Origin of the sequence: Pseudovibrio sp. POLY-S9 (genome assembly GCF_001431305.1) — a bacterium.
In the GTDB taxonomy this organism is placed as follows: domain Bacteria; phylum Pseudomonadota; class Alphaproteobacteria; order Rhizobiales; family Stappiaceae; genus Pseudovibrio.
Map to the genome: position 1 here is coordinate 4,118 of NZ_LCWX01000242.1, position 782 is coordinate 4,899.

General features: G+C 52.7%; 1 protein-coding gene. It reads right to left on the minus strand.

The genetic code is table 11. The features are described from left to right. Positions 1–782, minus strand: a 782-nt coding sequence (locus PPL9_RS32585; RefSeq protein ID WP_161831471.1) for a nodulation protein NfeD, incomplete at both ends; no start/stop codon positions are given.

Sequence of the window (782 nt, forward strand, 5' to 3'; positions counted from 1 at the left end):
ATCAACATAGGAGATACCTCCAGTTCTGGAGTGTCACTGTCGATCAGCATGATTGAACCCAGCACAAAGGCGACGGCACCACCCAGTCCGAGCACGCCAAAGCCGGGCGCAAATACTTCAGCGATCATAAGGCTGAGCCCGACAAGAATTAAAGCCAGTCCGGCATAGTTGACTGGCAACAGCTGAAAGGCGTAGAGCGCCAAAAGCAGGCAGATCACACCGGTAATCCCTGCGATGAAAATACCCGGGCTGTAAAATTCCAGAACGATGCCATAGATGCCGATAAGAAACAGGATATAGGCAACACTTGGGTTAGTGATGACAGAAAGAAACTCGGTCCGCCAATCTGGTTCCACTGGAATAATCGTCAGATCATCAGTTTTGAGCATAATCTGCCCCTCTGGCAACTCTACGGACCGCCCATTTATTTGCTGAAGAAGATCGGTTTGACTATCTGCAATAAAGTCTATGACCTCTTCCTTGAGGGCATCGACCGCCGTTAGGCTGGCTGCTTCGCTGACCGCCTTTTCCGCCCACTCTGAGTTTCGGTTCCTCAACTGGGCAAGGCTCTTGATATAAGCCTTCGCATCGCTGATAGCTTTGTCGGAGGAGGACGGGGCCGCACTTGTCCCTTCGTCCTCGTCGTTGTCAGAGCCTTCTGATCCGGGAAAACCACCACCTACCTGAACTGGTGTTGCAGCGCCAAGATTGGTTCCCGGTGCCATGGCAGCAATATGGCATGCGTACAGAATATAGGTTCCGGCACTGGCCGCACGGGCACC